The 24,432-nt window shown below is 66.8% G+C and carries 25 protein-coding genes; 9 read left to right on the forward strand and 16 right to left on the reverse strand.

The features are described 5' to 3' along the window. The first annotated feature begins 70 nt into the window (after positions 1-70). Positions 71-469, forward strand: a complete 399-nt coding sequence (locus ABC969_RS14830) for a GtrA family protein (protein ID WP_345865937.1) — start codon at positions 71-73, stop codon at positions 467-469. Beyond that, positions 469-1,200, forward strand: a complete 732-nt coding sequence (locus tag ABC969_RS14835) for a class I SAM-dependent methyltransferase (protein WP_345865938.1) — start codon at positions 469-471, stop codon at positions 1,198-1,200. The genes ABC969_RS14830 and ABC969_RS14835 overlap by 1 nt, the downstream gene beginning before the upstream one ends. A gap of 7 nt (positions 1,201-1,207) precedes the next feature. Here the strand turns inward: ABC969_RS14835 and holA are convergent, their stop codons facing one another. Genes holA through ABC969_RS14855 form a run of 4 tightly spaced genes read right to left on the reverse strand, consistent with a single transcriptional unit; the run spans position 1,208 to position 5,764 of the window. Then, complete coding sequence (holA, locus tag ABC969_RS14840) at positions 1,208-2,221, reverse strand: DNA polymerase III subunit delta (RefSeq protein WP_345865939.1); 1,014 nt, start codon at positions 2,219-2,221, stop codon at positions 1,208-1,210. 7 nt (positions 2,222-2,228) lie between these two features. Further along, on the reverse strand, positions 2,229-2,753 hold the full coding sequence (gene lptE, locus ABC969_RS14845) for an LPS assembly lipoprotein LptE (RefSeq protein WP_345865940.1): 525 nt from the start codon (positions 2,751-2,753) through the stop codon (positions 2,229-2,231). Continuing rightward, positions 2,750-5,305 carry a leucine--tRNA ligase gene (gene leuS / locus ABC969_RS14850; RefSeq protein ID WP_345866080.1) on the reverse strand — a complete coding sequence of 852 codons (2,556 nt, stop codon included), beginning with the start codon at positions 5,303-5,305 and terminating at the stop codon, positions 2,750-2,752. Before leuS ends, lptE begins: the two co-directional genes overlap by 4 nt. A 15-nt stretch (positions 5,306-5,320) precedes the next feature. Next, entirely contained in the window at positions 5,321-5,764 is a 444-nt protein-coding gene (locus ABC969_RS14855; RefSeq protein WP_345865941.1) for a DUF3576 domain-containing protein, read from the reverse strand. A gap of 243 nt (positions 5,765-6,007) precedes the next feature. Between ABC969_RS14855 and ABC969_RS14860 the strand changes: the two genes are divergently transcribed. Further along, a complete protein-coding gene (locus tag ABC969_RS14860; protein WP_427916134.1) occupies positions 6,008-6,673 on the forward strand; it encodes a hypothetical protein in 666 nt (221 codons plus the stop codon). Here the strand turns inward: ABC969_RS14860 and ABC969_RS14865 are convergent. Continuing rightward, positions 6,670-7,233 (reverse strand): thiamine phosphate synthase, encoded by a 564-nt coding sequence (locus tag ABC969_RS14865; protein WP_345865942.1) that lies wholly within the window; start codon positions 7,231-7,233, stop codon positions 6,670-6,672. The genes ABC969_RS14860 and ABC969_RS14865 overlap by 4 nt on opposite strands. On the opposite strand from ABC969_RS14865, the gene ABC969_RS14870 reads away from it, so the two are divergent. Both ABC969_RS14870 and ABC969_RS14875 read left to right on the forward strand, forming a co-directional pair. Continuing rightward, the gene (locus tag ABC969_RS14870; protein ID WP_345865943.1) at positions 7,226-7,894 is read left to right on the forward strand and encodes a YggS family pyridoxal phosphate-dependent enzyme; all 669 of its coding nucleotides are present in this window, start codon (positions 7,226-7,228) and stop codon (positions 7,892-7,894) included. The genes ABC969_RS14865 and ABC969_RS14870 overlap by 8 nt on opposite strands. After that, on the forward strand, positions 7,891-8,553 hold the full coding sequence (locus tag ABC969_RS14875; protein WP_345865944.1) for an HAD family hydrolase: 663 nt from the start codon (positions 7,891-7,893) through the stop codon (positions 8,551-8,553). The genes ABC969_RS14870 and ABC969_RS14875 overlap by 4 nt, the downstream gene beginning before the upstream one ends. On the opposite strand, the gene ABC969_RS14880 is transcribed toward ABC969_RS14875, so the two are convergent. The 5 genes from ABC969_RS14880 to ABC969_RS14900 form a co-directional block, all read right to left on the reverse strand. Continuing rightward, on the reverse strand, positions 8,550-9,080 hold the full coding sequence (locus ABC969_RS14880) for a YdcF family protein (protein ID WP_345865945.1): 531 nt from the start codon (positions 9,078-9,080) through the stop codon (positions 8,550-8,552). The genes ABC969_RS14875 and ABC969_RS14880 overlap by 4 nt on opposite strands. A gap of 2 nt (positions 9,081-9,082) precedes the next feature. Then, a complete protein-coding gene (gene ribA / locus ABC969_RS14885; protein ID WP_345865946.1) occupies positions 9,083-10,144 on the reverse strand; it encodes a GTP cyclohydrolase II in 1,062 nt (353 codons plus the stop codon). Next, positions 10,141-10,935, reverse strand: a complete 795-nt coding sequence (locus ABC969_RS14890; protein ID WP_345865947.1) for an exodeoxyribonuclease III — start codon at positions 10,933-10,935, stop codon at positions 10,141-10,143. The genes ribA and ABC969_RS14890 overlap by 4 nt, the downstream gene beginning before the upstream one ends. Before the next feature lie 238 nt (positions 10,936-11,173). Next, positions 11,174-11,776, reverse strand: a complete 603-nt coding sequence (locus ABC969_RS14895) for a LolA family protein (protein ID WP_345865948.1) — start codon at positions 11,774-11,776, stop codon at positions 11,174-11,176. A gap of 67 nt (positions 11,777-11,843) precedes the next feature. Then, complete coding sequence (locus ABC969_RS14900; protein ID WP_345865949.1) at positions 11,844-14,141, reverse strand: DNA translocase FtsK; 2,298 nt, start codon at positions 14,139-14,141, stop codon at positions 11,844-11,846. Between the two features lie 178 nt (positions 14,142-14,319). Between ABC969_RS14900 and ABC969_RS14905 the strand changes: the two genes are divergently transcribed. Next, positions 14,320-15,537, forward strand: coding sequence for a UbiH/UbiF/VisC/COQ6 family ubiquinone biosynthesis hydroxylase (locus tag ABC969_RS14905; RefSeq protein ID WP_345865950.1), 1,218 nt, complete (start codon positions 14,320-14,322; stop codon positions 15,535-15,537). A gap of 40 nt (positions 15,538-15,577) precedes the next feature. On the opposite strand, the gene ABC969_RS14910 is transcribed toward ABC969_RS14905, so the two are convergent. From ABC969_RS14910 to gluQRS, 6 genes are read right to left on the reverse strand one after another with little or no spacing between them, the layout of a single operon-like run. Continuing rightward, positions 15,578-16,447, reverse strand: a complete 870-nt coding sequence (locus ABC969_RS14910) for a 3-hydroxyacyl-CoA dehydrogenase NAD-binding domain-containing protein (RefSeq protein WP_345865951.1) — start codon at positions 16,445-16,447, stop codon at positions 15,578-15,580. A gap of 54 nt (positions 16,448-16,501) precedes the next feature. Next, the gene (gene egtD, locus ABC969_RS14915; protein WP_345865952.1) at positions 16,502-17,491 is read right to left on the reverse strand and encodes an L-histidine N(alpha)-methyltransferase; all 990 of its coding nucleotides are present in this window, start codon (positions 17,489-17,491) and stop codon (positions 16,502-16,504) included. Position 17,492: 1 nt separating this feature from the next. Then, complete coding sequence (egtB, locus tag ABC969_RS14920; RefSeq protein ID WP_345865953.1) at positions 17,493-18,752, reverse strand: ergothioneine biosynthesis protein EgtB; 1,260 nt, start codon at positions 18,750-18,752, stop codon at positions 17,493-17,495. A 55-nt stretch (positions 18,753-18,807) separates the two neighbouring features. After that, on the reverse strand, positions 18,808-19,377 hold the full coding sequence (locus ABC969_RS14925) for a cob(I)yrinic acid a,c-diamide adenosyltransferase (RefSeq protein ID WP_345865954.1): 570 nt from the start codon (positions 19,375-19,377) through the stop codon (positions 18,808-18,810). A 10-nt stretch (positions 19,378-19,387) separates the two neighbouring features. Further along, the gene (locus ABC969_RS14930) at positions 19,388-19,627 is read right to left on the reverse strand and encodes a twin transmembrane helix small protein (RefSeq protein WP_345865955.1); all 240 of its coding nucleotides are present in this window, start codon (positions 19,625-19,627) and stop codon (positions 19,388-19,390) included. 9 nt (positions 19,628-19,636) lie between these two features. Beyond that, the gene (gene gluQRS, locus ABC969_RS14935; protein WP_345865956.1) at positions 19,637-20,503 is read right to left on the reverse strand and encodes a tRNA glutamyl-Q(34) synthetase GluQRS; all 867 of its coding nucleotides are present in this window, start codon (positions 20,501-20,503) and stop codon (positions 19,637-19,639) included. Between the two features lie 77 nt (positions 20,504-20,580). Between gluQRS and ABC969_RS14940 the strand changes: the two genes are divergently transcribed. The 3 genes from ABC969_RS14940 (at position 20,581) to ppc (ending at position 24,364) form a co-directional block, all read left to right on the forward strand. Continuing rightward, on the forward strand, positions 20,581-21,147 hold the full coding sequence (locus ABC969_RS14940) for an HNH endonuclease (RefSeq protein ID WP_345865957.1): 567 nt from the start codon (positions 20,581-20,583) through the stop codon (positions 21,145-21,147). A 74-nt stretch (positions 21,148-21,221) separates the two neighbouring features. Then, entirely contained in the window at positions 21,222-21,620 is a 399-nt protein-coding gene (locus tag ABC969_RS14945; RefSeq protein WP_345865958.1) for an EF-hand domain-containing protein, read from the forward strand. Positions 21,621-21,667: 47 nt separating this feature from the next. Then, positions 21,668-24,364: a phosphoenolpyruvate carboxylase gene (gene ppc, locus ABC969_RS14950; RefSeq protein ID WP_345865959.1), complete on the forward strand. Its 2,697-nt coding sequence runs from the start codon at positions 21,668-21,670 to the stop codon at positions 24,362-24,364. Positions 24,365-24,432 lie beyond the last annotated feature (68 nt).

Genomic DNA, 24,432 nt, shown 5'->3' on the forward strand with positions numbered 1-24,432 from the left:
CCCGCGCTCTAGTGCGGCGCGCACAAAGGGCAAGGCGCACGTGACTGCGATCATCAGACAGATAGAAAGCATGCGGGCAAGCGGCGTGCTCGGGCAGCTGATCCGCTTCGGCATTGCCGGGCTGATCTCGACGCTGATCTATTCGGCGGTATATCTGCCGCTGTCGGCGCATGTCTTTGCGCCCAACCACGCCGTCTACGCCGTGCCGTTCGCCTTTGCGGTGGCGGTGACGGCGGGCTTCTTCCTGCACAGCGCGTGGAGCTTCAAGGGGCATGGCACGCGCGATACGAGCGGGCGGCAACATCTCAAATTCATCGCGGTGCAGGGCTTCGGGCTGCTTCTCAACGCGGGTTTCACCTGGGTGCTGACCGGCCTGCTGCACCAGCCCAATTGGGTGCCGCTGATACCGGTCGTGCTGATCACGCCGATCGCCACTTTCGCGCTCAACCGGCAATGGGTTTTTGGCTAATGGACCGTATCGTTTACGACCGCATGGCGGCACATGATTCCACGCATTGGTGGTATCGCGCGAGGCGCGATATTCTCGCCGATTATCTGACGCGCGAGGCCGATCTGCCGGCCGAGGCGCGCATTCTGGAGATCGGCTGCGGCACCGGGCACAATCTGCCGATGCTGGCGAGCTTCGGTGCCGTCGATGCGATCGAGATCGATCCCGCCGCGCGCGATATCGCCGCGCTGCGGCTCGGGCGCGACGTCAGCGATGCGCCGTTGCCGATCCTTCCCGGCGTAGAGCGCGCGGCCTATGATCTGATCGCCGTGCTCGATGTGGTCGAGCATATCGAGGACGATATCGCCGCGCTGCAGGCCATGGCAACGTGCCTCAAGCCCGGCGGCAAGATCCTGATCACCGTGCCCGCGCACCAGTGGTTGTGGAGCGCGCACGACGTGGTCAATCATCATCACCGGCGATATTCGAAAAAGAGCCTCGCCGCCGCGCTCCGCCAGGCCGGGCTGGAGCCGCACAAGCTCGGCTATTTCAATTCGCTGCTTTTTCCGCTGGCCGCTGCCGCGCGGCTGCTGGGGCGGATGACCGGGCGCGACGACAGCGACGATTCGCCGCCGCCCAAGCCGGTCAACGCTTTGTTCGAACGCATCTTCCGGCTGGAGCGGCATATGGTCGGCCGCGTGCCGATGACGCCGGGCGTCTCGATCATCACGCTGGCCACGCCCAAGCGCTAACGCGGGGTCAGCGCTGGCGGGCGGCGATCCGCGCCACCGCGACGATCGCCTGTGCCGCCAGCACCGGGCCGGCGGTGGCCGCGCCCATCATCGCGCGCTCGGCCTGCCGCACGCGATCGATCGCCGCGGCGAGCCGCTCGCTCGGCCAATGGCGCAGCGCCCGCGCGGTGATGGCCTTCTCGCGAAAGAAGACGCTTTCGGTAACCTGCGCGACGCCGGCGCCAGCGTCGACCTGCGCGCGCAGCTCGGCCAGCGTCATCAGCCGCCGGGCCAATTGCCGCAGCACCGGGATCGGCGAGACGCCCGCTTCATCGAGCCGCGCCAGCTCCATGCCCAGCGTATCGGCGCGGCCATCGATCGCTGCATCGATCGCGCGGCTCATTTCGGCATCGCCGATATCCGCGCCGATCGCATCCAGCGCGGCGTCGTCGATCTCGCGCGGCCGATCGGGGCCGGCATCGAGATATAGAGCGAGCTTTTCCAGCTCGCGGGTCATGATCGCACGATCGCCGCCGGTCGCCGCGGCCAGCCGCGTCGCGGTGTCGCCGGTGGTGCGCATGTCGTGCTCGCGCGCGATCGTCGAGACGAGTTTGTCGGCGTCCGCGCCCTCAGGCATGTAACAGGCCAGCGCCATCGCGCGGGGCGACATCTGCGCCAGCTTGACCACCTTGGCCGTGCCCTTGAGCGACGGCGCGATCGCCACCACAGGGTTGCCCGCGCGCTCCATGCTCAGCAGCAGGGTCAGCGCCTCCAGGCATTCCTCGCCCGCGCCGGCAATGCGGATATGCCGCGCACCGCCAAACAGCGACAGCGACGCCGCTTCATCGGTCAGCCGGCCGGGATTGGACTTCAGCGCGGCGGGTTCGAGATCGACGCGCTCAGCCTCCGGGCCCATGCGCCGCGCCAGCCGCAGCGCGAGATCCAGCGCGCCCGCTTCATCGGGGCCGTGCAGCAGGAACAGGCGGATGTCAGAGCCCGGTGCGTCGATCGCCGCGCGGACCTGATTGGCGTTGGCCTTCATCGCGCCTTTATGGCGCCTTGGGCGCGGTCCGCCGCACATAGAGCGCGACGCGCGACACGATCTGATCCGCGACGATGCCCGACAGCCGCTCGAGCGCGGTATTTTCCGCCGCGATCGTGGCATATTCGGAGCCGACCGCGTCGATCCCCGCGTCCGAGCCGGCGGTCGCATCGAGCAGCACCGTGCCATTGGCGAGATCGATCAGCTGATAACGCGCGCGCAGCGTGCGGCGTTCACGCGCCACGCTGTTGTCGCGCCGCACGCCGAGGCCGGAGATGCGATCATCGAGCCGCACTTCGAGCCGGTAGAGCGGCGTGGTCTTCCCCGCCTGCAGCCGATCGCTGAGCGCGGTCGACATCAGCCAGCCGGACTTGCCCTGGATCGGCGCGACCTCGACCTGCGTCAGCGTGGTGGCAACGACTCCCGCGCCGCCGCCTGTATAGAGCGGTTGCAGCCCGCAGCCGGCAAGCATCAGACCAAAAGCGGCAAGGGCGAGGGCGGGGACGAGGGCAGGGGCGAGGATCGGCTTCATGCGACGACGTTTACCAGACGATCGGGCACGACGATGATCTTTTTCGGGCTGGTATCGCCAATGCTGCGTTGCACGTTGGGGTTGGCCAGCGCGAGCGCCTCGATCACGTCCTTGGGCGTGCCCTTGGCGACTGTTACGGTATCGCGCAGCTTGCCGTTGACCTGCAGCGCGATCGTCACCTCGTCTTCCACCAGCAGCGCGGGATCGACCGCGGGCCAGGGCGCGTCGGCGATCAGCCCGTCATGCCCCGCGGCGGCCCAGGCTTCTTCCGCGATATGCGGCGCCATCGGCGCGACCAGCCGCATCAGCGTGGCGATTGCGGCGCTGCGCGAGGCGGACGGTTTGGCGCGCTCGATCTCGTTGACGAGGGCGTAGAGCTTGGCGACGGCCTTGTTGAAGCCGAGCGCCTCGATATCCAGCGCGATGCCGGCGATCGTCTGGTGCAGCTTGCGGTCCAGCGCCGTATCGCGCGCGTCACTGTCGCCGCCTTCGGAAGCCCCATCGAACAGGCGCCACAAGCGCTGGATGAAGCGCCACGATCCCTCGATGCCGCTCTCGCTCCACGGCAGATCGCGCTCGGGCGGGCTGTCGGAGAGCATGAACCAGCGCACCGCGTCCGCACCATATTGATCGACGATCGGTTCGGGATCGACCGTGTTCTTCTTGGATTTGGACATCTTCTCGACGCGCCCGATCGTCACCGCGTCGCCAGTGGCGATCTCGAACACGCCACCGCCGCGCCGCTCGATATCGTCTGGGCCAAGCCAGAGCGGCTTGTGGATCACATCGACGCCGTCGGTGCCGAGCGTTTCGATCGTCCGGCTGTACGTCTCGTGCGTCACCATGCCTTGCGTGAACAGCCCGGCGAACGGCTCGGCCACGTCGAGCTGCCCGATATGCTTCAGCGCCCGCGTCCAAAAACGGGCGTAGAGCAAGTGCAGAATGGCATGCTCGACGCCGCCGATATATTGGCCGACCGGCAGCCACTGCTCGGCCGCCACGCGATCGAACGGCTTGTCTTCGGGTTGGCTGGCGAAGCGGATGAAATACCAGGAGGAATTGACGAACGTGTCGAGCGTGTCGGTTTCGCGCCGCGCCGCGCCGCCGCACGACGGGCACGCGACCTGGTTCCATTCGGTATGGCGATCGAGCGGGTTGCCCGGCACGTCGAAGCTGACATCCTCGGGCAGCACGACCGGCAATTGCTCACGCGGCACCGGCACGACGCCGCAGGCGTCGCAATGGATGATCGGGATCGGCGTGCCCCAATACCGCTGGCGGCTGACGCCCCAATCGCGCAGCCGGAACACGGTGGAGCCAGTGCCCCAGCCTTCGCCCTCGGCGCGTTCGATCACCGTGCGCTTGGCATCCTCGATATCCATGCCGTCGAGAAAGTGCGAATTGACCAGCGTGCCGGGGCCGCCATAGGCCTCGTTGCCGACGAACACCGGGTCCTCGATCGCGCCGTCCGACACGACGCGCTTGACCGGCAGGCCATATTTGCGTGCGAAATCGAGATCGCGCTGGTCGTGCGCGGGCACGCCGAACACCGCGCCGGTGCCATATTCCATCAGCACGAAATTGGCGATGTAGACGGGCAGCTGCCAGGCCGGATCGAGCGGATGCGTGGCGGTGATGCCGGTATCGAAGCCGAGCTTCTCCTGCGTTTCCAGCTCGGCCGCGGTGGTGCCGCCGCGCTTGCACAAGTCGATGAACGCCGCAGCGTCGGCGTTGCGCTCGGCCAGCGCGCGCGCGATCGGATGATCCGCGGCAACCGCGACGAAGGCCGAGCCGAACATCGTGTCGGGCCGTGTGGTGAACACATCCACCTTGTCGCCATCGGAGAGTTTGAACGAAAAGGTCAGCCCCTGGCTGCGGCCGATCCAGTTTTCCTGCATCAGCTTGACCTTGTCCGGCCAATGCTCGAGCGCGCCCAGCCCATCGAGCAGTTCGTCGGCAAAATCGGTGATCTTGAGGAACCACTGGCTGAGCTTGCGCCGCTCGACCAGCGCGCCCGAGCGCCAGCCGCGCCCGTCGATAACCTGTTCGTTGGCCAGCACGGTCATGTCGACCGGATCCCAGTTGACCGCCGATTCCTTGCGATAGACCAACCCGGCTTTGAACAGATCGAGGAACAGCGCCTGTTCGTGGCCGTAATAGTCCGGTTCGCACGTCGCCAGTTCGCGCGTCCAATCGAGCGCGAAGCCCAGCCGCTTGAGCTGCGCCTTCATCGTGGCGATGTTGGCGCGGGTCCAGGCGCCGGGATGGACGCCTTTTTCCATCGCGGCATTCTCGGCCGGCATGCCGAACGCATCCCACCCCATCGGGTGGAGCACTTCGTGCCCGATCATGCGGCGATAGCGCGCCAGCACATCGCCCATCGTGTAATTGCGCACGTGCCCCATATGGATCCGCCCCGAGGGGTACGGAAACATCTCGAGCACATAGGAACGGGGCTTGGGGCTGTCGTCGCGCGCGGCGAACGTGCGGGCATCATCCCACACCTTCTGCCAGCTTGCGTCCGCCTTCAGCGCATTGAAGCGCGACGCCATCATCGTGTTCTTTCGTTATCCGGCGACGGAACCGCGGCGCAGATCGCGCGCACGGGTCAGGATCGCATCTTCGAGTTTCTGGACGGTGGCGGCCTTGACCGGCGCGGCGACCCACTGGCCGCCCTGATTGACTTCACGCAGCGCCGAGACGCGCAGGCCATCGGCGCGCAGATCCTGATCGAGGATCATCACCGTCACCTTGACACGCTCGGTCGGCGCAGCGGGATTGATATACCAATCGGTGACGATCACGCCGCCATTCGAATCGGTCTGCACCAGCGGCATGAAGCTCAGCGTATCGAGGCTGGCGCGCCACAGATAGGAATTCACGCCGATCGTGGTGATCTTGGAGGCGGCGAGATCCGCCTTGGGGCGTTCCTTGCCCCCACCGCAAGCGGCGAGCGGCAGCGCGAGCGCCAGCATGGCGAAGGCCAATTTGGGAGCCGGAAGGCGGATCATCGGCGATTTCCTGGGCGTGAAGGGATGCATGGACGCGCATCTATAGATGGTCTCGCGTCTGCCGCAAGGCTGGCCACCTGTGGGTCTGATGCAACACTCCGACATAAAGTGATTCCAGGCGGTAGAGCGTGGGGATATATCCGCTATAGCCGCGTTATGGGCGTCGGCACGATAAAGTGCCGGCTAAGGGGTATGGACGTGATCGCAGGTCGCTTGATGGCAGGATTGGGGTTGGGGGGGCTGTTGGCCGCCGCAATCTTCGTCGCGCCCGCGATCGGCGCACCGGATGCCACGAATGTGGCGGAAAAGCGTGGCTTTATCGCTCGCGGCATCGGCTCCTTCACGCCTGCTTCGGCCGATCCGCGGCTTGCCGCCTTGTTCTCACGCGGCGGGATAGAAACCAGCGGGTTCCGTTTCACGCCCTCCGAATCACGTCGCAGCGGCAATCGCGCCGTCACCGTGGCGGTGCGCGCGCGCTCGACTCAAGGCGCGCGCTATGCCGATCGCAGCCTGGTCGCCGCACCTTCGGTCAGCCTGGCGCCGATCGCCTATAATCTGGGCGCCGCGGTCGGATGGAAGCGCTTTGCCGTATCAAGCGATGTCGCCCGCGTCGATCTTGCCGGCCTGCCGGGCAGCCGCGAGACGGTGGATGTCGGGGTCAGCTATACCGGCAAGCGCTTCAGCACGCGCGTGAAGGCGATTGCCGATCGTCCGCTGGGCGGCACGCCCAAGCTGGTCGAGGAAGCGCCCAGCTACGCGCTCGATGTTGGCGGCTCCTATTCGCTGACGCGTAACTTCGACGTCACTGCCGGGCTGCGTTACAAATCGGAGCGCGACCGGATCGAGCGGCTCAAGGATGATCGCCTGGATAGCCAGGCCGTCTATGTGGGCACGGCGTTCCGCTTCTAATCCGTGCGCGCGATCCACGCATCGATTGCCGCCCAGCCGTAAAATCCTCGTAAGGTTCTGAAGCGTCGCGCGGTCATCCCGCCGAGCGCGATCGCTGGAACGGGCAGTCCGCGCAGCATCGCGGCGGCGGCGGCCCGGCTGAGCGTCTTGCCGCCCGGATGCGAGCGTGTGGCAAACAGCGGTGACACGAACAGCAGATCGGCGCCGGCCTTGACCCCGGCCAGCGTCTCGCGGCGCGTATGCGCGGGCCAGGTGCGTAGCTCGCCTGCGCGCCGTCGCCCCGCGCCGTGAACGCCATCGGCTCGCCCCAGCCGCGCCGCCCCCGCGCGCACCAGCACCAGCCCGTTGCACCGCGCTACCTTGGCCACTTGGGCGAACAGCGCACGGCGTTCGGCGGGCGGCGTCGCATAATGGCGGAAGATCACCCCGGCCCCGCGCGGCAGCGCGTCCAGCGCGCGCCATAGATCCTCGCCGAGCCGCTCGTCGGTCATCAGCCACTGCGTGGGCAAGTTGCGGTGGCGGCGCGGCACGACGCTGCCTATAGCAGCGCCGATGCCCATACACGATGCCGCAACCCCGCTCGCCGCCGTCCAGCAATCGATCGCCCGCGCCGCCACGCTGGCGCAACGCGAACCCGGCGACGTCACGCTGATCGCCGTCTCCAAGACGCAGGAACCGGCGGCGATCCTGCCCTTGTTGGAGGTCGGCCAACGCCATTTCGGCGAGAATCGCGTGCAGGAGGCGCAGGGCAAGTGGCCCGCGCTGCGCGAGACCTATCCCGATACCGTGCTGCATCTGATCGGGCAGCTGCAATCGAACAAGGCCGAGGATGCGGTGGCATTGTTCGATGTCATCCATGTGGTCGATCGCCCCTCGCTGGTCACCGCGCTCGGCGCGGCAATGACCAAGCTGAACAAGCGCCCGCCCTGCTTCGTGCAGGTCAATATCGGCAACGAGCCGCAGAAAGGCGGCTGCGCGATCGCCGATCTGCCCGCATTGCTCGCCGCGGCGCGCGCGGCGGGCCTGCCGGTCGCCGGGCTGATGGCGATCCCGCCCGCCGATACCGAGCCGGCGCCCTATTTCGCGCTGCTCGCCAAGCTGGCGCGCGATCATGATCTGACCGGGCTCAGCATGGGCATGTCGAGCGATTACGAGACCGCGGTGACGATCGGCGCGACTTATGTGCGCGTCGGCACCGCCCTGTTCGGCGCGCGGGCATGAAGTTCGCCGGAATCATCTTCGATTTCGACGGCGTGCTGCTGGAAAGCGAATATGTCGGCAATGTCCAGCTTGCCGATTATCTCAGCGGAATCGGCCATCCGATCACGCCGGAACAATCGATGGCCAATTTCATGGGCCTGTCGGGCAGCGCCTTTATCGAGACGGTGGAACGCTTGATCGGCCGCCCGCTGCCGCACGATTTCCATGCCGCGCGGCAGATCGAGAATGACCGCGTGCTGCGCGACGGGATCGATGCCGTGATCGGCGCGGTCGAGTTCGTCCGCGACCTGCCCGCCGATGTGCCGCGCGCCATCGCTTCGTCGAGCTCGACGCACTGGATCCGCACGCATCTGGCGCATCTCGGGCTGCTCGATGCCTTCGCGCCCCACATCTTCAGCGGCCACGAGCATGTCGAACGCGGCAAGCCCGCGCCCGATGTCTATTGGCATGCCGCCAAGGCGATCGGCGTGGATATTGCCGATTGCGTGATCCTGGAGGATTCGGCGGTCGGCGCGACCGGGGCAGTCGCCTCGGGCGCGTTCGTCATCGGGCTGTGCGCGGGGACGCATTGCGCGCCGGCGCATGTCGATCGGCTACGCACGATCGGCGTCGATGCCATCGCGCACGATTTCGATCAGGTCCGCGCGCTGATCGCCTAACGCCGGCGCAGCAGATCCCGCGCCCGCGCGCCCAGCCCGGCGACAAAGTCATAGGGCAGGGCGGCGCCTTCGCGCACCCGCATCCGCCACCACGATGGGGTGCGCACCTCGTCGCGGTAGAACATGATCGGTCGGGCATGGATGCCGTAAAAGGCGAACAGCATGCGAATCCGCGCCTGGTGATAGCGATCGGTGCAGGTCAGGCACTGGTCGTAGCCCCGCGCGCGAAAATAGGCCGCGGCGGCGCGCACCGAGGTCAGCGTGTCGGTGCTCGCCTCATCGAGATGCAGCCGCGCGGGATCGATATGCTCGGCCAGGATGCCCGCCATCACCGATGCTTCGGACGGCCCCTCGCGCCCCGCCGCGCCCGAACAGAACAGATCGGCGTCGGGAAAACGCGCCGCGGCGCCGGCGGCATAATCGATCCGGCGACGCAGCGAGGGGCTGGGCCGGCCGTCGGCGCGCACCGCCGCGCCGAACACCACGATCAGCGGGCGCAGCGCAGGCTTGGGCTTGGGCACGGCCATGGTCAGAGCTGATGCCCGGTGCGATCGCGCTTGGTGGCGAGATAGCGTTCATTATGCGGATTGGCGGGGAGGAAATGCGGCACGCGTTCGACCACATCGATCCCCGCCGCCGCCAACTGCGCGACCTTTTCGGGATTGTTGGTCAGCAGCCGCACCCTGGGTTGCGCGAGCAGCATCAGCATCCGCGCAGCAACGCGGAAATTGCGCGAATCGACCGCGAACCCCAGCCTGGTATTGGCGTCCACCGTATCGAAGCCCTGATCCTGCAGCGCATAAGCGCGCAATTTGTTGATCAGCCCGATGCCGCGCCCTTCCTGCCGCAGATAAAGCAGGATGCCCCAGCCGCTCGCCTGGATCGCGGCGATCGCCGCATCCAGCTGCGGCCCGCAATCGCATTTGAGGCTGCCCAGCACGTCGCCGGTCAGGCATTCGCTGTGCAACCGGACCAAAGGCGGCCGGCCGTTGGGCGCGCCGATCAGCAAGGCGATATGTTCGCCGGGCATTTCCGGCGTGCGGAAGGCGACGATCTCCGCATCCTCGGCGCCGTGCACCGGCAGCCGCGCGCGCGTCGCGATGGCCAGCCGCTCGGCATCCTCATGCGCGCCGATATCGCCGACCGACAGCGTCAGATCGGCGCGGCCACCAGGAAGGACGAAGAAAGCGGGCAGCACGCCGCCGATCCGCGCCAGCCGCAGCGCGGCGGCTCCCGCGTCGGTTTCGGCAAGCGGGATGGCGCGGAACGGGCCCTTGAGCGGGGTCTGCAGATCGAGCTGCGGATCGGCCAGCGCAGTGGCTGCGGCGAAATCGAGCCACGGCGCGCGCTCGACCAGCACGGGTGAATCCGGCACCGCGGCGGCCAGCTGATTGGCCAGTTTCAGCGTCAAAGCGCGGCCGGCCGATAATAGCACCGCGGCGCTTCCGGCGGGGTCGAATGCGGCGAGCCGCACCGGATCGGCGGTTTCGATCGGCAGCAATGCCAGCGCGCCATCCGCGCCCGTCAGCGCCACCGGCCAGCCGCGGCGCAGCGCATCGATCGCCAGCGCGGTCTGGCGTGCGTCGCTCACACCCGGAACTCGGTCATGATCGGGATATGATCGGAGGGTTTGAGCCACGAACGGCAATCCTCGAAAATGGTGTGCGCGGTGGCGGTGGCGGCAACATCGGCAGTGGCCCACATATGATCAAGCCGGCGCCCGCGATCATTGGCGGTGAAATCGGGCGAACGGTAGCTCCACCAGGTATGCAGCCGCGCCGGGGCGGGATGGAAATGCCGCCCCAGATCGACCCAGCTGTTGGACGTCTGCAACGCGTTCAGCGCCTCGATCTCGATTGCGGTATGGCTCACCGTATTGAGCAATTGCTTGTGGCTCCACACGTCGGATTCGAGCGGCGCGATGTTGAAATCGCCGGTCAGGATCGTCGGCGTGGCAAGCTCGGCCGACCAGCGCGTCATGCGCTCGACGAAATCGAGCTTCTGGCCGAATTTCGCGTTCACCGCGCGATCGGGCACGTCGCCGCCGGCGGGCACATAGACATTGTCGAGCCGCACGCCATTGGGCAGCCGCACACCGACATGCCGCGCTTCCATATTGGCCTGCCAATCGTAGCGATCGTCCTCGATCACCGGGATACGCGAGATGGTCGCGACACCGTGGTGCATCTTCTGCCCGTGCAGGATGACCTGATCATAGCCCAAAGCGCGGAACGCCGCGGTGGGGAAGTCACCATCGACGACCTTGGTTTCCTGCAGGCAGAGCACATCGGGCTGCGCGTCGCGAAGGAAGCGCTCGACGATCTCGAGCCGAAAGCGCACCGAATTGATATTCCACGAAACGATCTTAAGCGTGTCCGTCATGCCCGGCATGTAGCCACGCACCCGGGCGAACGCCAGTGCGGCAGCCGTCCGCCCGCGCCGACCGGCGCAAGAACGAAAAGGCCCCCGCTCCGGGGGCATGGAGCGAGGGCCGACCTAGCGTTCGTCACGCAGGCGGGAAATGAACCGATCCGAGCAACAGGGGGAAAAATCCCGGACCGACCCACATCCGCAAGGCCATCTCTACCGAGACGAACCTGTCGCCAGTATGAATGGATGTTCAGCGAGCGGCGGATTTGCGCTGTGGATCGTTGAAACGGAACGTACTGTCGCTGACCGGCGCATTGAAGCGCTGATTGCCGAGCCGGATCGAGGTGCGGTTGTTTTGCGCGTCGAGCGCCACCCAGCCCTGCAGCATCAGCCCGCCCGGCGCGCTGGCGGTGCGCGCGAAGATCAGCGTGATGCGGCCATATTCGGGATGTTTGGGATCATTGGCCTCGACCGAGATGATCCGCGGATCGCCGCCCGGAATCACGCGCGCGATCTGGCTGATGTCGCGCGTGGGATTGAGCAACACGCCAAGCGGTGAATTGCCGATTGGCCAACGCTGCTTCTGCCCGACCGAATAATCGAGGAACCACAGCGCCTTGCCGTCGCCGACAATCAGGATCGGCACGCCCTTTTCATACTGAAAGCGAATCTTGCCGGGCTTCTTCAGTGTCAGCACGCCGGTCAGCACCTTGCCGGTGCGATCGGTCTGCGTGAAATTCGCGGTCATGCTCTGCACCGCCTGTAGATGTGTCTGCACCAGCCCGAGATCGCCCGGCGCGGCGGCGATCAGCGCCGGAGTCAGCGCGAGCGCGGTAAGAAAACGATAGTTCACGAAATTCTCCTGGAAGCTGGCAAGCGCTATGCGGTGCGCGCGTTGAACCCGCTGTGAACCGATCGGGTTACAGCGGGTTCCCCTCGCGGTCGCGCAGCACCTCGCGGCGGCCGACATGATCGGGGCTGCCGACGATGCCGTCTTTCTCCATCCGCTCGATCAGCCGCGCGGCGGAATTGTAGCCGACGCGCAGCTGGCGCTGCAGCCAGGAGGTGGACGCCTTCTGGCTTTCCACCACCAGCTGAATCGCGCTGCGATATTGCTGGTCCTCGGCGGTGTCCTCGCCTTCCGGCGCGCCATCCAGCGCGAAGCTTTCTTCGGGCTCCTCGGTGACCGACTGGATGTAATCGGGCTGGCCCTGCGCGCGCCAGTGATCGGCCACCGCACGCACCTCGTCATCGGTGACGAACGGCCCATGCACGCGCACCACGCCGCGGCCGCCGGGCATGTACAGCATGTCGCCCTTGCCGAGCAGCTGTTCGGCGCCCTGTTCGCCCAGAATGGTGCGCGAATCGATCTTGGAGGTCACGTGGAAGCTGATCCGCGTCGGCAGATTGGCCTTGATCACGCCGGTGATGACGTCGACCGACGGGCGCTGCGTCGCCATGATCAGGTGGATGCCCGCCGCGCGCGCTTTCTGCGCCAGCCGCTGGATGAGGAATTCGACTTCCTTGCCCGCCGTCATCATCAGATCGGCGAGCTCGTCGACGATCACCACGATCTGCGGCAGCGGGTTATAATCGAGCTGCTCTTCCTCGTAGATCGGCTGGCCGGTTTCGGAATAGCCGCACTGCACCTTGCGCCCGAGCGGCTGGCCCTTGGCCTTGGCCGCGCGCACCTTCTCGTTGAAACTGGCCAGGCTACGCACACCGACCGAGGACATCTGCCGATAGCGGTCCTCCATCTGCTCCACCGCCCATTTGAGCGCGCGCACCGCCTTGTTGGGATCGGTGACGACGGGGGAGAGCAGATGCGGGATGTCTTCGTACATGCTGAGTTCGAGCATCTTGGGATCGATCATGATCATGCGGCACTGCTCCGGCGTCAGCCGATAGAGCAGCGACAGGATCATGCAGTTGAGCCCGACGGATTTGCCCGAGCCGGTCGTGCCGGCGACGAGCAGATGCGGCATCGGTGCCAGATCGGCGATCACCGGATCGCCGGCGATGTTCTTGCCCAACACCAGCGGCAGCGAGGCGGACTGATCCTCAAAGCTCTGCGAGCCGATCAGTTCGTGCAGGCCGACCATCTCGCGCCGCGCGTTGGGCAGTTCGATGCCGATCACGGTGCGCCCGGGGATGGTCGCGACGCGCGCGGAGATCGCGCTCATGTTGCGCGCGATATCGTCGGCCAGCTGGATCACGCGGCTGGCCTTGATGCCGCTGGCCGGTTCCAGCTCGTACATCGTGACGACCGGGCCGGGGCGGACCTCGACGATCGAGCCTTTCACGTGAAAATCGTCCAGCACCGATTCGAGCAGCCGCGCGTTGCGCTCCAGCGCGGCCTTGTCGATGACATTGCCGGCAGACGGCGGCGCGGGCTTGAGCAAGTCGAGATCGGGCAATTGATAATTATTGTCGCGCAGATCGAGCCGTTCCTGCGCCACGCGCGGTTTGGCGAGCGACGGCGCGAGCGAGCGATCGGCGATCACCGGGCCGGGGCGCGCATCGGGCAGCGCCACCGCGCGCGGCTCGGGCGCGGCCTTGCTGCGCACGGGCGCAGCGACCAGCACATCCTGCTCGGAAATCGGGCGATCGACGCGGAATTGCGGCAGCCGCGGCAGACTGCGTGCGGAAAAGCCGATCTGCAGCGCGCGCGCCCAGATCGCCGCGCCGGCAACGCCCGCCACGAGGCCGACACCGCGCTCGGTCCAGGTCACTGCGGTGGGGTCGCCAATAAAAGCGATGATCCAGCGCAAGCCATCGGCCAGCGCCAGCCCGAGCACGCCGCCCCAGCCCGCCGGCAAGGCGAGCACCGAGGAAGCCGAGATAAAGGTCAGCGCAGTGCCGATCAGTACCGCGCCAAGGCACGCCAGCACCAGCATCCGGCCCCAGCGCCCGACCGGTGCATCGCGCCACAACCGCGTGGCGAGGATCGGCGCGATCGGCAGCAGCAGGATCACCGCCGGGCCGAACACCGCGAACACCAGATCGGCGAACCATGCCCCGGGCGTGCCCAGCCAGTTCTCCGCCGGCCCGCCCGAGGCGGTGTTGAGCGAGGGGTCGCCCGGATGATAGCTGGCCAGCGCGATGACCATCGCCAGCGTCGCGGTGAACAAGGCGAGCGCGCCGAGCAGCGCGCTGCTGCGCACCGCCCCGGCCTTCAACGTTTCGCGCCAAAGCGCGGGTCGAGCCCGGCTCGCCATGTCTCGTCCCCGTCTGTCCGCTGTCTGTTCTGGTAATCGCGCTTCGCGAGTCTTGCGTCAAGCAATCGGCAGTCGCTGCGTCGCGGCTCGGTTAACGGAAGCCAGAAGAGGGGCTCGCACGAATCTTCTTGTCGACCGGCGCATTGGCAGCGGCGGGGCGGGGCGCTACGGTTACGGCATGGACAAAGCAGACGTGATCATCATCGGCGGCGGACTGGTCGGCAGTGCGCTGGCCGTCGCGCTCGACGCGCATCATCTGAGCGCGATCGTCATCGATATCGCCGATCCGGCAGTGATCCTGGCGGCGGGATTCGATGGTCGCGCCTCGGCCATCGCCAGCGCGCCCTATCGCATGCTGACCGCGCTCGGCGTGGTCGATCGGCTGGCCGGGCAGGGCTGCCCGATCGCCGGTATCCGCGTCAGCGACGGGCTGGAGCCCGGCGCGCTCGATTTCGAGCCGAGCGCGGATGACGGCGCACTCGGCCATATGTTCGAGAATCGCCTGTTGCGCGGGGCCCTCTACGAAGCGGCGGTGGCCGCGCCCAACGTCGATCTGCGCATGCAGACCCGCGCCGTGTCGGTCACGCGTGGTGAGCACGGCGTCACCGTCACGCTCGATTCGGGCGCGACGATCACCGCGCCGTTGCTGATCGCCGCCGAGGGCCGCAATTCGCCGACGCGCGACGCCGCCGGCATCCGCACGGCGCGCTGGCAATATGATCACGCCGCGATCGTCACCTCGCTGCATCACGAACATTCGCATGAGAATATCGCGTTCGAGATCTTCTACCCTCAAGGCCCGTTCGCCATCCTGCCGCTCAACGATGATGCCGCTGGCCACCGCTCGGCGATCGTCTGGTCGGTCAGCCGCGCCGAGGCACCGGGCATGCTCAAACTGTCCGAGCGCGGTTTCCTGGCCGAAGCGGAAAAGAAGATGGGCGGGTTCCTCGGCAAGCTCGGGCCGCTCGGCGGCCGCTCGAGCTACCCGCTCGGCTTCCACCACGCCGCGCAGATCGTCTCCAACCGCCTCGCGCTGGTTGGCGACGCGGCGCATGGCATCCACCCGATTGCCGGGCAGGGTGTCAATACCGGCTTCCGCGATGTCGCCACGCTGGTCGAGGTGCTGGTCGAGGGCAAGCGCCTGGGGCTCGATCTCGGCGATCCGGCCTTGCTCGCGCGCTACCAGCGTTGGCGCAGTCTCGACACGCTGATGGTGTCGATCGCCACCGATGGCCTGCAGCGCCTGTTCGGCATTCCCGGCAAGACGGCCAATGCCGCGCGGCGCTTCGGGCTGTCGGCGGTGCAGAAGCTGCCGATGCTCAAGGATCGCTTCATGGCCGAGGCGCGCGGCGAAAGCGGCGAGGTGCCCAAGCTGCTGCAGGGCATGACGGTGTGATCGCCCGCCCCGGCACGCGCCGGGGCAAGGATCGCCGGCGCTAGCGCGTCGGCACCGGCTCCGCGCCCGAATAATCGTAGAAGCCACGCCCGCTCTTGCGGCCGAACCAGCCCGCTTCGACATATTTGACGAGCACCGGCGCAGGGCGGAATTTGGGGTCGCCCGTCCCCTCGAACAGCACGCGGGTGATCTCCAGGCACGTATCGAGCCCGATGAAATCGGCCAGCGTGAGCGGCCCCATCGGGTGGTTCAGCCCCAGCTGGCAGGCCAGATCGATATCGGTCATCGTCGCCACGCCTTCGCCGAGCGCAAAGCACGCCTCGTTGATCATCGGCATCAGCACGCGATTGACGATAAAGCCCGGCGCATCGTTGGCGCGCACCACTTTCTTGCCCAGCTGCTGCGCATAGGCTTCGACCGTCGCCACCGTCGCATCGGAGGTCGCCAGCCCGCGGATCAGCTCGATCAGCCCCATCACCGGCACCGGATTGAAGAAATGCACGCCGACAAAGCGCGCCGCATCGGGCGCCGCCTGGGCGAGGCGCGTGATCGGGATCGACGAGGTGTTCGACGCCAGCACCGCGTCCGCGCCCAGCACCTGCCCGACATCGGCGAAGATCTTGCGCTTGATCTCCTCGCGCTCGGTCGCGGCCTCGATCACCAGCGCGCAGCCGCCCATCGCCGCGACGCTTTCGACCGGTTCGATTCCCGCCAGCGCAGCATCGCGCGCGTCCGCCGTGATCTTCTCCTTGCTCACCAGCCGATCGAGCTGCTTGGCAATGCCCGCCTTGCCCGCCGCGGCGCGCTCCAGCGAGACGTCGCTGAGCAGCACATGATAGCCCGCCTGCGCCGATACCTGCGCGATCCCCGCGCCCATCTGGCCTGCGCCGATCACCCCAATATTCTGCATCTGACTCTCCTTATTCGCGCGCCTTAAGGCGTCGGGCGCGGGCAAGTCCATGGCTTACGGCGCCAGCCGCGGTGCCTGCGCTTCGGCCAGGATCACCGCGAACAGACCTTGCGGGTCAGTCCATTCGGCGATCGGCGTCCAGCCCCCGGCGCGCAGCAGGATGCGTGCATCGCGCGGCCCGAACTTGTGGCTGTTCTCGGTGTGGATCGTCTCCCCCGCCGCCATGGCAAAGCCGCGCCCCTCGATCGTGAACGACACGTCCTCCAGCGCTTCGAGATGCATCTCGATCCGCGCGCGATCATCGTTCCACACCGCACGATGACGGAATTTATCGATCGGGATCGTCCCGTCGAGTTCGCGATTGATCCGCTCGAGCAGATTGAGGTTGAACGCCGCGGTCACGCCCTGCGCATCGTCATAGGCCGCGGTCAGCACCGCGGCGTCCTTGATCCGGTCCATCCCGATCAGCAGCATCGCGCCCCCGGATTCTTTGGCGCCCAGCGACGCCTTCATCGCGCGCAGCAGATCGGTCGCCGCATGCGGGATCATGTTGCCGATCGTCGAGCCGGGGAAGAAACCCAGCTTGGGCAGATCCGCGACCTGCGGCGGCAGCGCGATCGGGCGCATGAAATCCGCCTCGACCGGCAGCACCGGCAGCCCGGGAAAAGCGGACGCCAATTGCGCCGAGGAATCGCGCAGGAAATCGCCCGAAATATCGATCGGCACATAGGCCGCCGGCGCCACCGCGCTCAGCAGGATCGGCGTCTTGGTGGACGAGCCCGACCCGAACTCGACCACCACGCGCCCGGCGCCGGCCAGTGTCGCCACCTCGGGGCAGGCACTGCGCAGGATCGCCGTCTCGGTGCGGGTGGGATAATATTCGGGCAGGTCGGTGATCGCCTCGAACAGTTCCGATCCGCGGCGATCATAGAACCACCGCGCCGGGATCGCGCGCGGCCGCAAGCCGAAGCCGCGCAGCACATCGGCGCGGAACGCCGGATCGGACAGCGATGCGTCGCCGTCTTCGATTTCCTGCTTCAGCATGTCAGAGATCTTTCGCCAGGCGCACGCCGGTGAATTGCCAGCGCTGGTGCGGATAAAAGAAGTTACGGTAGCTCGCCCGGGCATGGCCGCGCGGCGTGGCGCACGAGCCGCCACGCAGCACACACTGCCCGGACATGAACTTGCCGTTATATTCGCCCACCGCGCCGGCCACCGGGGTGAACCCCGGATAGGGGCGATAGGCGCTGCCGGTCCATTCCCACACATCGCCGAAAAATGCCGGCCCGCCCGCCGACGGGCGCGGCTCGATCGGCCCGGCCGTGTCCAGCTGGTTGCCCCCGGCCGCATCATGCGGTGCGGCGGCGGCCTCCCATTCCATCTCGGTCGGCAAGCGTACGCCCGCCCAGGCGGCATAGGCATCCGCTTCGTAGAAGCTGACATGCGTCACCGGCGCAGCGGGATCGATCGCGCGCCGCCCATCCAGCCCGAAGCGCGTCCAGCCGCCGTCCCGCTCTTCCCAGTAAAGCGGCGCGGTAATGCCCTGCGTCTGCACCCACGCCCAGCCATCCGCCAGCCAGTGCCGCGGCTCGGCATAGCCGCCGGCGGCAATAAACGCGGCCCATTCGCCGTTGGTCACCGTGCGATCGGCGATGGCATGCGGGCTGAGCAGGGTCTGATGCCGCGGCCCCTCGCAATCGAAGGAAAAGCCTTCTCCTTGGAAGCCGATCTCGGCGATCCCCGCCTGGCCCGCGATCCAACCGATCGGCCCCGGCATCTCCACCGGCACCTTGCGCGCCGCCGGCCAGATCGCCGGCTCGAGCGGATTTTCCGACATCAGATGCAGGATATCAGTGATCAGCAATTCCTGATGCTGTTCCTCGTGATGGCAGCCCAGCGTGATCAGGTCCAACGCCGCTTCGGGCAGGCGGGGCAGGGCCGCCAGCAGCGCCGCATCGACACGCCGGCGATAGGCCAGCACCTCGTCCAGCGTCGGCCGCGTGACCATGCCGCGCCGCCCGCGCGCGTGCCGGCGCCCTTCGGCTTCGTAATAGCTGTTGAACAGGAACGGGAAGCGATCGTCGTGCAACGCATAACCATGCACGAAATCGCGCAGGATAAACGTTTCGAGAAACCAGGTGGTGTGCGCGAGATGCCATTTGGCCGGTGAAGCATCGTCCATCGACTGCACCGTGGCGTCGGCATCCGACAATGGCGCCACCAGCGCGACGCTCAAATCGCGCACCCGCGCGAAACGTTCGGCAAGCGGCGACTGGGGTCGATCGGGGTTCGGGATCGTTCGCATTATGTTCTCCATAATCGAGAACGGCCGCGGCATCAATCGATCGGGTCCGTACCCTTTAGCGGGACGCGCCGGGCACCCACAAAACGTCACCACCCGCCTTTTGGTTCACGAATCGCGCGGCAACGAACAGATAATCCGACAGGCGGTTGAGATAGGCCAGCGCCAGCGGATTAACCGCCACGCCCGCCGCGGCCGCCACGCCGGCGCGCTCCGCCCGCCGCACGATCGCGCGCGCCAGATGCACGGCCGCCGCCCCGGGCGTGCCACCGGGCAGGATGAAGCTGGTAAGCGGCGGCATCTGCGCGTTCATCGCGTCGATTTCCGTCTCCAGTCGCGCCACCTGCTGGGGCACGACGCGCAAGGTCATGTCGGACGGCGCAAAATCCTCGCCCGGTGTCGCCAGATCGGCGCCCAGATCGAACAGATCATTCTGGATTCGCGTCAGCGCCGCGGCGAGATCACCGCCGCCCAGCGCGACGATCGCCACGCCGATCGCGCTGTTGGCCTCGTCGACATCGCCGATCGCCGCCATCCGCGCATCGGTCTTTGCCACGCGTGATCCATCGACCAGCCCGGTCGTGCCGTCATCGCCGGTGCGCGTGTAAATCTTGGTAAGCTTGACCACCGGCTGCGGCTTATTTGCCGCCGGCCATGAACAGGATCAGCACCACGATCAGGATCGCGATCGCCTGAAAAAAGATGCGATATTGCATCATCTTGTTCGATTTGAGCGCCGATGCGCTCGGCCCGCTCAGGCTGCTGCCGTTTTTCGCCTCTTCCGTCGCATTGGCGAGGAACAGGACGAGCCCGCGCACGAACACGACAACCACCGCGATCATCGCGGCGACAAGCAGGATGGCAAGAAAAGTGGTCATGCCGCTAATCTAGGCATCCGGCAGGCGAAAGCCAATGGGCAGCCGCCCGGCGCGCAGGTCGTCGGCCAACGCCCTTCCGTCCACCCCGGCATCGCGCAGCGACGCCAGCGTCGGCGCGTCGTTGCGCTTGGCCAGCCGCACGCCATCCGCGCCCCGCAACAGCGCATGATGGCGATACACCGGCGTCGGTAACGCCAGCAGATGCTGCAACAGCCGATGCACATCGGTCGCCGCGCGCAGATCCTCCCCGCGCACGATATGCGTCACGCCCTGAAACGCATCGTCGATCACGACCGCCAGATGATAGCTTGCCGGCGCATCCTTGCGCGCCAGCACGACATCGCCGTGCGCGAGCGGATCGGCGCGTTGCACGCCGGCGATCTCGTCGCACCAGTCGTGCGGCCCCCCGTCCAATGCCGCGAGCGCCACCGCCTTGGCCATGTCGATCCGCCAGGCATGCGGCGCATCCGGGCGCGGCGCGGCGCCACGGCATGTCCCGGGATACACCGCGACCGCCCCGTGCGGCGCGGACAGGCTCTGCGCGATTTCCGCGCGCGTGCAATAACAGCGATAGAGCAGCCCCAGCCCGCCCAGCCGATCGAGCGCGGCCTGATAGGCATCGAGCCGGGTCGACTGGATCAGCATGTCATCGTCCCAATCGAGCCCCAGCCAGCGCAAATCTTCCACGATTCCTTCGACATGCTCGGGGCGCGAGCGCGTGCCGTCGATATCCTCGATGCGCAGCAGAAACCGGCCGCCGCTGGCGCGCGCGCGATCCTGCGCCTGCAGCGCGGAATAGGCATGGCCCAGGTGCAGCCGCCCGGTCGGGCTCGGCGCGAAACGGGTCACCACCTGTTTCCCTTGACCGTGAGTCATCTGCCGTGCTGTCATGACAGCGTCATCCGGATCGGCAACAGCGCCGTCAAGGAAGCACAGCAGCGTGAAAGGGGGTTATGTACCATCCCGATCTGATTAGGCATCCCGATGGCTGCCCTGCTCTGGTGTTGAACGCCGATTATACTCCCTTGAGCTATTACCCCTTGTCCGTGTGGCCGTGGCAGACCGCAATCAAGGCGGTGTTCCTCGATCGTGTCGATATCGTCGCCGAATATCAGCGCGAGGTGCGCAGCCCGACGCAGCGGATCAAGCTGCCCTCGGTGATCGCGCTCAAATCCTATGTGCGGCCTTCCGCCTTTCCCGCCTTCACGCGCTTCAACGTGTTTTTGCGCGATACGTTCAGCTGCCAATATTGCGGCAGCGGGCATGATCTGACCTTCGATCACATCATTCCCCGCGCGCAGGGCGGCCGCACCACCTGGGAAAACGTCGCCACCGCCTGCGCGCCGTGCAATCTCAAGAAGGGCGGGCGCACCCCCAAACAGGCCGGCATGCCGCTGCATATCGCCGCGATCCGCCCGACCAGTTGGCAGATGCACGAACACGGCCGGCGCTTCCCGCCCAATTATCTGCACGATACCTGGCATGACTGGCTGTATTGGGATGTCGAGCTGGAGGCGTAAGCAGGGCTTGCGCGGCACGGGCAGGCGGGCGACTACAACGCTTCGTTGTGTCACGCGTATCCTGAGGAACCATCATGCGTCTGTTGCCCATCCTTGCCCTCGCGCTCACCGCCTGTTCGGGACCGGAAAAGGACGCGCTGGATGGCGATGCCGGCAACTTCGATTTCCGCCCTCCCACCGCGCAATCGCTCAAGGATTATACCGCGGCGCTCGGCCGGCGCTTCAATCGCATCGATCGCGATCATAGCGGCACGTTGGACGCTGCCGATTTCCCCAAGCTGCCCGAGCGGCTGGCGCGCTGGGATACCAACAAGGACGGCGTCGCCTCGCGCGAGGAATTCGAGGCGGCCGAGCTCGCCCGCTTTGCCGCCGCCGATACCGACAAGGATCAGATCCTCACTACCGCCGAACGCAAGGCGGGCTGGGGTCGCCCCCTGGCCCCGCCGACCGAGAGCGGAAAAGCGCGTCCCTGACCATGTCGCCGGTTGACCCGCCCCATGCCGCAGCGCAGCATGATGCCATGGCCGATCTTCCCACGATTACGAACAATCCCGACATCCGCTTCCTGGGCAAATTGCTCGGCGATGTGATCCGCGATTATGGCGGCGCCAAACTGTTCGAGCGCACCGAATATATCCGCGCCGCCTCGGTCGATCGCCACCGCGCCAATACCGGGGGCGCCAATGGCATCGCCGATCTCGGGCTCGATCGGCTCGATATCGATGAGACGCTCGATTTCGTCCGCGGCTTCATGCTGTTCTCGATGCTCGCCAATCTGGCGGAGGATCGCCAGGGCATCGCCGTCGAGCATGACGCGACGCTGGAAACCGCGCTCGAACGGCTCGCCGCCGAAGGCATCGACACGGCGGCGGTGATGCACTTGCTCGATCATGCGCTGATCGCCCCGGTGCTCACCGCGCACCCCACCGAAGTGCGCCGCAAATCGATGATCGATCATCGCAATCATATCGCCGCGCTGATGGCGCTGCGCGACAAGGGGCTGGAGGAAACCCCGGACGGCGACAAGATCGACGAAGCGATCCTGCGCCAGATCGCGTTGCTGTGGCAGACGCGCGTGCTGCGCCGCGAGCGGCTGTACGTCGCCGACGAGGTCGAAACCGCGCTCAGCTATCTGCGCGACGTGTTCCTCCCCGCCGTACCCGCATTGTACCAGCGCTGGGATCGCGCGCTGGGGCAGCGCGCGCCAAGCTTCCTCAAGCCCGGCAGCTGGATCGGCGGCGATCGCGATGGCAATCCCTTCGTCACTGCGGACTCCTTGCGCGCCGCTTTGGCCAAGGCCAGCGAAGCGGTGCTCGATTATTATCTCGATGCGGTGAACGCCTTGGGCGCCGAATTGTCGATCTCAACCGATATTGCCGAGGCCGATGCCGAGGTCCGCGCGCTGGCCGAAGCGAGCGGCGACACCGCCGCCAGCCGCAGCGACGAGCCCTATCGCCGCGCGCTGAGCGGCGTCTATGCCCGCCTCGCCGCCACGCATGTCGTGCTCACCGGCAAGCCCGCGCCGCGCCCCGCGACGCTTAAAGGCGCGCCCTATCCCGATCCGCAAGCGCTGCGCGACGATCTCGTGATCATCGCGCGCGCGCTGCGCCATGATGGCGGCGCGCTCGCGTCGAGCGGCGCGCTCGGCCGGCTGATCCGCGCGGTCGAGACGTTCGGCTTCCATCTCGCCACGCTCGATCTGCGCCAGAACAGCGCGGTGCACGAACGCGTCGTCGCCGAATTGCTCAAGGTCGCCGGCGTCGAGCCGGCGTATCTCGCGCTCGACGAACCCGCGCGCGTGCGTCTGCTCCGCGCCGAACTGTCCAGCGCGCGGCCCCTGACCAGCAGCTTTGCGACCTATTCTGAGGAAACCACCAGCGAACTCGCCATCGTCCGCGCCGCCGCCGAAGCGCATGCAAAATATGGCCGGGGTTGCATCGTCAATTACATCGTCTCGATGGCGCAATCGGTCTCCGATCTGCTCGAAATCAACCTGCTGCTCAAGGAATTCGGCCTCTACCGGCCCCATTCCACCGAGGGGGACAGCCCCAGCGCCGCGATCATGGCCGTGCCCTTGTTCGAAACGATCGGCGATCTCGAGGCCGCCCCCGCGATCATGGCCGAATGGTTCGCGCTACCCGAAATAGCCGCCATCGCGTCGGCACGCGGCTATCAGGAAGTGATGATCGGTTATTCCGACAGCAACAAGGATGGCGGCTATCTCACCTCCACCTGGTCGCTGAGCGTCGCCTCCACCGCATTGAAACCCGTGTTCGAGGAAGCCGGCATCGGCATGCAGCTCTTCCACGGCCGCGGCGGCGCGGTCGGGCGCGGCGGCGGCTCCAGCTTCGCCGCGATCCGCGCGCAGCCGCCGGGCACGGTGCAGGGCCGCATCCGCATCACCGAGCAGGGCGAAGTGATCGCCGGCAAATACGGCACGCGCGATGCCGCGATAACCAATCTGGAGGCGATGGCGTCCGCCACCCTGCTCGCCAGCCTCGAGCCAGACCGGCTCTCCCCCGCCGACACCAAGCGTTTCGGCGCGGCCATGACCACGCTCTCCGACAGCGCGTTCCGCGCCTATCGCGGCCTCGTCTATGGCGACCACGCGGCGGGCTTCCGCACCTTCTTCCGCCAGATGACGCCGCTCACCGAGATCGCCGGGCTCAACATCGGCAGCCGCCCCGCCAGCCGCACCAAGAGCGACCGGATCGAGGATCTGCGCGCCATTCCCTGGGTGTTCAGCTGGGCGCAGGCGCGCGTCATGCTGCCCGGCTGGTACGGTGTCGGGCAGGCGCTCGCGGCTTTCCCCGACAAGGCGCTGCTGCGCGAAATGGCCGAAAACTGGCCGTTTTTCGCCGCCAGTCTCGCCAATATGGAGCAGGTGATCGCCAAATCCGATATGGGCATCGCCGCGCGCTACGCTGGCCTGGTCGAGGATCCGGCGCTCCGCGATCTCCTCTTCGGCCAGATCAAAGCGGGCTGGCATCAGGCGCATGACGGCCTGCTCGCCGCCACCGGCCAGTCGCGCCTGCTCGAAAAGCATCCCGCGCTCGATGCCTCGATCCGCCTGCGCCTGCCCTATATCGAGCCGCTCAACCTGCTGCAGATCGAACTGATCAAGCGCCGCCGCGCCGGCGACGAAGATGCGCGCATCGGCGAAGGCATCCTCCTCTCGATCAACGCCATCGCCACCGCGCTGCGCAACAGCGGCTAAGTGGTTGGTTCGCGCAGAGCCGCGGAGGACGCAGAGATGATTGCATCGGCGGCAGCGACGGGGGCCCG

The sequence above is a fragment of the Sphingomonas qilianensis genome, assembly GCF_039614825.1.
In the GTDB taxonomy this organism is placed as follows: domain Bacteria; phylum Pseudomonadota; class Alphaproteobacteria; order Sphingomonadales; family Sphingomonadaceae; genus Sphingomonas; species Sphingomonas qilianensis.

What these genes read in the sequence shown, in the direction of transcription:
- ABC969_RS14830 (WP_345865937.1), top strand. Translation starts at nt 71, where the DNA reads ATGCGGGCAAGCGGCGTGCTCGGGCAGCTGATCCGCTTCGGCATTGCC.
- ABC969_RS14835 (WP_345865938.1), top strand. Translation starts at nt 469, where the DNA reads ATGGACCGTATCGTTTACGACCGCATGGCGGCACATGATTCCACGCAT.
- holA (WP_345865939.1), bottom strand. Translation starts at nt 2,221, where the DNA reads ATGAAGGCCAACGCCAATCAGGTCCGCGCGGCGATCGACGCACCGGGC.
- lptE (WP_345865940.1), bottom strand. Translation starts at nt 2,753, where the DNA reads ATGAAGCCGATCCTCGCCCCTGCCCTCGTCCCCGCCCTCGCCCTTGCC.
- leuS (WP_345866080.1), bottom strand. Translation starts at nt 5,305, where the DNA reads ATGGCGTCGCGCTTCAATGCGCTGAAGGCGGACGCAAGCTGGCAGAAG.
- ABC969_RS14855 (WP_345865941.1), bottom strand. Translation starts at nt 5,764, where the DNA reads ATGATCCGCCTTCCGGCTCCCAAATTGGCCTTCGCCATGCTGGCGCTC.
- ABC969_RS14870 (WP_345865943.1), top strand. Translation starts at nt 7,226, where the DNA reads ATGCCCATACACGATGCCGCAACCCCGCTCGCCGCCGTCCAGCAATCG.
- ABC969_RS14865 (WP_345865942.1), bottom strand. Translation starts at nt 7,233, where the DNA reads ATGGGCATCGGCGCTGCTATAGGCAGCGTCGTGCCGCGCCGCCACCGC.
- ABC969_RS14875 (WP_345865944.1), top strand. Translation starts at nt 7,891, where the DNA reads ATGAAGTTCGCCGGAATCATCTTCGATTTCGACGGCGTGCTGCTGGAA.
- ABC969_RS14880 (WP_345865945.1), bottom strand. Translation starts at nt 9,080, where the DNA reads ATGGCCGTGCCCAAGCCCAAGCCTGCGCTGCGCCCGCTGATCGTGGTG.
- ABC969_RS14890 (WP_345865947.1), bottom strand. Translation starts at nt 10,935, where the DNA reads ATGACGGACACGCTTAAGATCGTTTCGTGGAATATCAATTCGGTGCGC.
- ABC969_RS14900 (WP_345865949.1), bottom strand. Translation starts at nt 14,141, where the DNA reads ATGGCGAGCCGGGCTCGACCCGCGCTTTGGCGCGAAACGTTGAAGGCC.
- ABC969_RS14905 (WP_345865950.1), top strand. Translation starts at nt 14,320, where the DNA reads ATGGACAAAGCAGACGTGATCATCATCGGCGGCGGACTGGTCGGCAGT.
- ABC969_RS14910 (WP_345865951.1), bottom strand. Translation starts at nt 16,447, where the DNA reads ATGCAGAATATTGGGGTGATCGGCGCAGGCCAGATGGGCGCGGGGATC.
- egtD (WP_345865952.1), bottom strand. Translation starts at nt 17,491, where the DNA reads ATGCTGAAGCAGGAAATCGAAGACGGCGACGCATCGCTGTCCGATCCG.
- egtB (WP_345865953.1), bottom strand. Translation starts at nt 18,752, where the DNA reads ATGCGAACGATCCCGAACCCCGATCGACCCCAGTCGCCGCTTGCCGAA.
- ABC969_RS14930 (WP_345865955.1), bottom strand. Translation starts at nt 19,627, where the DNA reads ATGACCACTTTTCTTGCCATCCTGCTTGTCGCCGCGATGATCGCGGTG.
- gluQRS (WP_345865956.1), bottom strand. Translation starts at nt 20,503, where the DNA reads ATGACTCACGGTCAAGGGAAACAGGTGGTGACCCGTTTCGCGCCGAGC.
- ABC969_RS14940 (WP_345865957.1), top strand. Translation starts at nt 20,581, where the DNA reads ATGTACCATCCCGATCTGATTAGGCATCCCGATGGCTGCCCTGCTCTG.
- ABC969_RS14945 (WP_345865958.1), top strand. Translation starts at nt 21,222, where the DNA reads ATGCGTCTGTTGCCCATCCTTGCCCTCGCGCTCACCGCCTGTTCGGGA.
- ppc (WP_345865959.1), top strand. Translation starts at nt 21,668, where the DNA reads ATGGCCGATCTTCCCACGATTACGAACAATCCCGACATCCGCTTCCTG.